Annotated in this window: 6 protein-coding genes; 4 read left to right on the forward strand and 2 right to left on the reverse strand. The window is 60.0% G+C overall.

Going from position 1 to position 5,383, the window contains the following annotated elements; genetic code table 11:
- Window positions 1-69 precede the first annotated feature (69 nt).
- Window positions 70-291, reverse strand: coding sequence for a hypothetical protein (locus EN914_RS22890; RefSeq protein WP_024505020.1), 222 nt, complete (start codon window positions 289-291; stop codon window positions 70-72).
- 245 nt (window positions 292-536) lie between these two features.
- Between EN914_RS22890 and EN914_RS22895 the strand changes: the two genes are divergently transcribed.
- The 4 genes from EN914_RS22895 to EN914_RS22910 all read left to right on the forward strand — a co-directional run bounded on the left by EN914_RS22895 (window position 537) and on the right by EN914_RS22910 (window position 2,976).
- Entirely contained in the window at window positions 537-785 is a 249-nt protein-coding gene (locus EN914_RS22895; RefSeq protein ID WP_024505021.1) for a hypothetical protein, read from the forward strand.
- Window positions 782-1,063 (forward strand): helix-turn-helix transcriptional regulator, encoded by a 282-nt coding sequence (locus EN914_RS22900; protein WP_081714406.1) that lies wholly within the window; start codon window positions 782-784, stop codon window positions 1,061-1,063. Before EN914_RS22895 ends, EN914_RS22900 begins: the two co-directional genes overlap by 4 nt.
- A gap of 39 nt (window positions 1,064-1,102) precedes the next feature.
- Window positions 1,103-1,387, forward strand: coding sequence for a hypothetical protein (locus EN914_RS22905; protein ID WP_024505022.1), 285 nt, complete (start codon window positions 1,103-1,105; stop codon window positions 1,385-1,387).
- Window positions 1,388-1,707: 320 nt separating this feature from the next.
- On the forward strand, window positions 1,708-2,976 hold the full coding sequence (locus EN914_RS22910; protein WP_024505023.1) for a site-specific integrase: 1,269 nt from the start codon (window positions 1,708-1,710) through the stop codon (window positions 2,974-2,976).
- Window positions 2,977-3,894: 918 nt separating this feature from the next.
- Here EN914_RS22910 and arsK read toward each other — a convergent pair.
- Complete coding sequence (gene arsK, locus EN914_RS22915; protein ID WP_024505024.1) at window positions 3,895-5,142, reverse strand: arsenite efflux MFS transporter ArsK; 1,248 nt, start codon at window positions 5,140-5,142, stop codon at window positions 3,895-3,897.
- Between the last annotated feature and the right edge of the window lie 241 nt (window positions 5,143-5,383).

The following is a 5,383-nucleotide window of genomic DNA, read 5'->3' on the forward strand; positions in this document are numbered from 1 at the left end:
GTGTGAAGGCGTGGGCCAATTGCCGGCCGGGCAAGGGCAAAACGGCGCGCGAAGCCAGATCGCCCGTCGTCAGTTGAGCGTCGATTCACCCAGCGCATCGACGACAAAGGATGCCGCGATCAGGTCGTCGGCATCGAGACGCAGGGAGCCTCCGTCGCCTCCCATGGCTGAAGCCACTTTTTGAAAGGTCTTCATTTCGTATTCCGTGATCCGGGCGTCCTGCATCCTGGCCCTGAGATCGGCAATGCGCCGATCGAGGGCCGAAGATATCCCTATTTCTCGCTTCGACATGGCAACACTCCTCCCCACCCTTGTTTGCCTCCCGCCTGTCCACTTTTATATGAGGGTCCGCGAATACAGCGGGCCGAACGCGCCGTGCGCGGGAAGGTTCCGAAAAGGCCGAGTAACGAAATAATACGATGGCGCCGAGCCACGCCCGCGGACTTTTCTATATCAGACGCAGCTAATCCTTGACGCCGGCAGATGCCGCCCCAGAATCAGAGCATGGCAATAAAGTCGGCGACGAGGTGGCGGTCATGGCGACGGTGCTGAATCGCGTCACGAAGGACCGCGTCAGCGTGTCGATCCCCGGTCTTCCGCATTCGGTCATTGATCCGGCAACCAGGCTGACCAGGGGCCAGCAGATGGAATTGCCCGGGGACGTTTCGCGGATCGACGGCGACAAGGTCACGGTGTCGCTCGGGCCAATGGTCACGGTGGATCTCGACAAGGTGCGCGTGGTGCAAAGCCGTGTCCCGCCGAAGCGAAGGACCGTCAGGATGTGAACAAGCGAAGCGCCACCGTCTCAGGGATACAACCCCTTACACCCCAGCAGTGCAGAGCTGCACGAGCGATCCTGAAGTGGTCGCAGGTGCGACTCGCCGCGAAGTGCGGCCTCAGCGAAGGAACGATTGGCAGTTTTGAGAGCGGGCGAAGGATTCCCAGTCCCGCCAAGCTGGCTGCCATCCGTCGAGGCTTGGAGGCAGCGGGCGTGGTTTTCATCGATCAGAAGACCGCAGTGACAAAGAGCGGTCCGCCTCGCGAAACTATTAGTGGAACATAATTTAGATATCGCTGTTAGACCGCAAAAGGGAGGCGCGCGATGTCACAACATGAAATCGGCATTGTTTCGGACTGGTCGAAATTGGTGGCGGACGATCCTCTGATCGCCGCGGATATAACCCAGCGCCTTTCTGTGCTGCGCGCTTGCAATGACAACGCTGCCACCGCCGCCGACGTCCCGTCGCCCGGCACCGAAACATTTCGGGGTCCCGACATAACCAGCCTCGCAACACCCATCGAGTATCCTCGGCCGATCGTGCTCCTAGCGACGATCTATGCGTCGACGGTCCTGGGGGTAACGCTGCTTCTGGCGGCAGCGGTCTGAGCGCACGAGACCTGATACCGCTCTCTGAAAGCCCATGTCTCCGGTATAAACCGTAACCTATGTGTCCGGAACGGACCGATAGGCTTTGGCGATCCCGACAGGATTCGAACCTGTGACCATCGGCTTAGAAGGCCGGCGCCCCTGCTTATCAAGCCGCGTCTCCGCGTTTCCGCATGTCGCCGCAGCTTACCTCGGCTTACCCAACCTATTGATCTGACGAACTTTTCCTCATCAAATGTGCCTGCAGCTTTCCGGGAGTTAGCAACTTCGGTGCCGACACGGTGCCGACATCCACAGCCGACATTCGAAAGGAGATCACTATGATTGGCACATTTCTTTCCCGATCGTTTATCGACCAGGTGGAACCCGGCGGGAAGCCGGTTGTCCACTATGACGCCCAGTTAAAGGGCTTCGGATTGCGGGGCATGCCGTCCGGCTACAAGTCCTGGATCGTTGAGTACCGCCCCTATGGCGGCGGTCGGCGCGTTGGGTCAAGACGCATGGTCTTGGGATCAGCGGCCACGTTAACCGCCGAGGAAGCGAGGAAGGAAGCCAAACGGATTCTGGCGCTAGTCCGGCTTGGCGGCGATCCGGCGAAAGGACGGGAGAGCGACCGGGAAGCCCCAACCGTCAGGGAGTTTTCCAGGAAGTTCATGGATGACCACGTCAGGGAGAAACGCAAACGCCGTACGGTTGTGATGTACCAGGATCACTTCGACCGTCTGATCAACCCGCTCATCGGATCGCTAAAGATCCATTTGGTTACCAAATCGGACGTCTCATCGATGCACCGGAAAATCGCGAAATCTGGGCAAGGCGGTAGGCGGAGAGAAGGCTCGGCAAACAGAGTTCTGACGACGCTTTCATCGATGTTTGGCTTTGCGATCCGGGAAGATGTTCTACCCGACAATTTCGTCAACCCCGTTACCAGGGTCGAACGGTATCCCGAGAACTACACCGCCCACTATCTCACATTCGAGGAACTTACCAAAGTAGGAGCGGCCCTTAGGATGGGAGAAGCGATCGGCATTCCCTGGCGTATTGGTGAAACCGCTCGGGGGTCCAAACATCTCGCGAAGCCGGAAAACCGCCGCACTATCATCGATCCTCACGCAGCCGCGGCCGTAAGGCTCTTGCTGCTGACGGGGGCGAGAAAGGGAGAGATCCTCAATCTGCGATGGGACGAAGTTGACTTTGAACGGAAGCTTCTCTTGTTGCCGGACAGCAAGACTGGAGAGAAGACCATCCCGCTCAATTCCTTCGCTCTTGCGGTTTTGGCCAACATCCCGCGCATAGGACCTTATGTAATTCCGGGGCGGCGGGATCCGGACAAACCACGGGGCAATATCCAAAAAACCTGGCTATCAATACTCCGGCAGGCGGGCATAGCCCACGCCCGGATCCACGATCTCCGTCATACGCACGCCAGTGTCGGAGTGGCCCAAAGCGTAGGCTTGGCGATAATAGGCAAAATATTGGGGCATACTTCTACCGCAATGACCGCTCGATATTCTCACCTTGAGACCAATCCCGTGCGGCGCGGGTCCGAGAAGATCGGAAGAAGCATAAGTAAAGCTATGGGCCATTAACCAAGCAGCCCGCCGCGACTCCGCGTGGCTGAAGCTTCTTAGGGGAAGACCGATTTTTCCGGATGCACGAGCGTCCGGAAGACTCCCCGCGGAACGAACAATAAACGTCTTTGGGCAATTCCCAGCGCCCCGGAAGAAGCTGCGATCGGGTAGTAGAACTCGATCGGATAGCCCGTTATAGATGTGTCTGTCAGCAACCATGCTGAAGTTGGTAGTCTAGGTGCAAATCCGGCGATCAGGCGGAACGATCGCGCCATCGGCCAGTGCATGACCATGCCGTCATCTGGCCCTCGAAAGGGTCTGCGCCGACGGCGATCTGCCGCTTTCCGCCACTGACTACCTCGCACCTGATCGAGTATTAGAAGAAACCGTGCTTCATCAGCAATCGCATCCAGATCGAAAGGAGCATCCGGAGGGCGGGCCTCTATCTTAGCCGGTCCGGATCGGCACGCGAGCCGACACCAGAATCTGCGCCGCATTATGGCACGAACAACGCCCGGTTTCAAGCCGCTTATAAGTATAGATTGAGTCCTTATCATCTCGCATAAGTATGAATTCGATGCAGCGGAAATTAATCCTTCCGAACGAGGTCAAAATTGTCAGCTTGAGCACCACGCTTACATTGAAGGATCCAATGTTGTCCCAACGTGGAAAGGATAATTATTGACAACTTATTGGACTCTTCTCTTGATTTCCGGTCGCTGATAGGGGTATCTTGGCGTGCAGACAAGATGGGCGTCGTCGCGTTGGGATGAGTGTGGTCAAAAGCCGTCAGCGAATCCGCAAGCCCTCAAACCCGGTGACAGATGCCCAAATATCGATGGCGCCGTGGCCCTAAGGACGCGGAGGTCCGCCCTCGGAGGGCGCATTTCCCAGACGAAGGTTTGTGCGCGGGTACCAAGCGCCAGATTCTATCCACTAGGTCGCACCTCCCGCGTTCCCGCCAATCACAAACGGGACACGGCTGTCGCGCCTTCTCAGCAGCGCGATGGCAAGGAAAGCGATGACCCCGCTCGCGGCAGCGATGACCAGGACCCAGAGGGAATTGGCCACGGATGTCCGCGCCATCAGGAAGGCGAGCGCGAACGGCGCGAATGCCGAGGTGAACTGCCGGGCAGCGCTCGCCCATCCAAGCCGCGCGCCATAGCCTTCGCGGCCGAAGAGCTCGAGCGGCAAGGTGCCGCCGACGATGCTGGTAAGGCCGGAGCCGAGACCGAACAGGAACACGAACAGGAAGGCGCCGGGCAGCCATGGCGTGGTCAGCAGAAGCGTGCACAGCCCGACTGTGAGCAGCGATGCCGCGATGACGGCGAGATGCGTTTGCAGAAGCCGTCCGCCGAACAGCATGTTGATCAGCCGGCTGGCGACCTGCGCCGGGCCAAACAGGGTCGAAACGAAGAGACCCGCCGAGCCAAGCCCTAGTGCTGCCGTGAGCGGCACCATGTGGATGAGGATCGCCGACAGCACGAAGCCCTCGCTGGCGAACCCCGCCAGCATCAAAAGGAACACTGCCCGCTCGCTTCGGGGATCGAGCGCGGCTCCCGCATCATGGGGAGGTCCGCGTTCCTCGGCATGCAACGTGGCCGTCGCGTGGCGGTGCGACAGGCGCATCAGCCAGGCGTGTATCGGAAGGCAGAGCCCGAGATTGGTCGCGGCGAACACCAGATAGACTTCGCGCCAAGTCAGGTGGTCATGCAGCAGGGAAGTGAGCGGCCAGAAAAGGGTCGAGGCGAACCCGGCTATGAGCGTCAGGTGCGTGATGCTCCGTTGCGGCCGCGGCAAGCCGATCTGCACGATCGCCACGAAGGCGGCGCTGTACAGGACAAAACTGGAGGCCAGTTCCATCGCAAGCAGCGCGAGAACGAACGTCACCCGGCCGGGAGCGATCGAACAGAGCCCCAGCGCGAGGGCCGCCGCGACCGAACCGACGGTCATGATGCGCCCGGCACCGAACCGATCGGCCCAGCGTCCTGCCGTTGGCGCGAACAGGCTGCCCGCAAACAGGGAAGCCGATAGGCCTCCGAAGACCCACCCCTCCGAGAGGCCGAATTCCTGCGCCATCGACGGCGCGAGGATCGAAAAGCTGTAGTAGAGCGTGCCGTAACCAATGATCTGGGTCAGCCCGAGCGCCCAGATCGCTTTCGCGAGGACAGGCCGATCAAGCATCGGAGCCAGCCGCCATCCGTTCCCTCGCCTCAGTCCTGGCAGCAGGATTGCCAGTTCCGCAGCCGCATCCCGAGGCACCCTGCGCCTTAGCATCAGCATCTTTCACGCAGCAGGCGTCGACCTCGGCGGGAGCCGGCCCGCCGCAGCAGCCAGCCGTCTCTGCTCCGATGACGACGTCAGCGCTGCAGACCCCGGTCTCGGGCAAGACCAAACGAACCTCGCGGGCCGCTTCGCTATCCCC

Origin of the sequence: Mesorhizobium sp. M7A.F.Ca.CA.001.08.2.1, assembly GCF_003998455.1 — a bacterium.
GTDB lineage: Bacteria > Pseudomonadota > Alphaproteobacteria > Rhizobiales > Rhizobiaceae > Mesorhizobium > Mesorhizobium ciceri.

Bases quoted from the DNA above. Each gene is read 5' to 3' on its own strand.
- arsK (WP_024505024.1), bottom strand. From the start codon at position 5,142: ATGCTTGATCGGCCTGTCCTCGCGAAAGCGATCTGGGCGCTCGGGCTG.
- EN914_RS22890 (WP_024505020.1), bottom strand. From the start codon at position 291: ATGTCGAAGCGAGAAATAGGGATATCTTCGGCCCTCGATCGGCGCATT.
- EN914_RS22905 (WP_024505022.1), top strand. From the start codon at position 1,103: ATGTCACAACATGAAATCGGCATTGTTTCGGACTGGTCGAAATTGGTG.
- EN914_RS22895 (WP_024505021.1), top strand. From the start codon at position 537: ATGGCGACGGTGCTGAATCGCGTCACGAAGGACCGCGTCAGCGTGTCG.
- EN914_RS22910 (WP_024505023.1), top strand. From the start codon at position 1,708: ATGATTGGCACATTTCTTTCCCGATCGTTTATCGACCAGGTGGAACCC.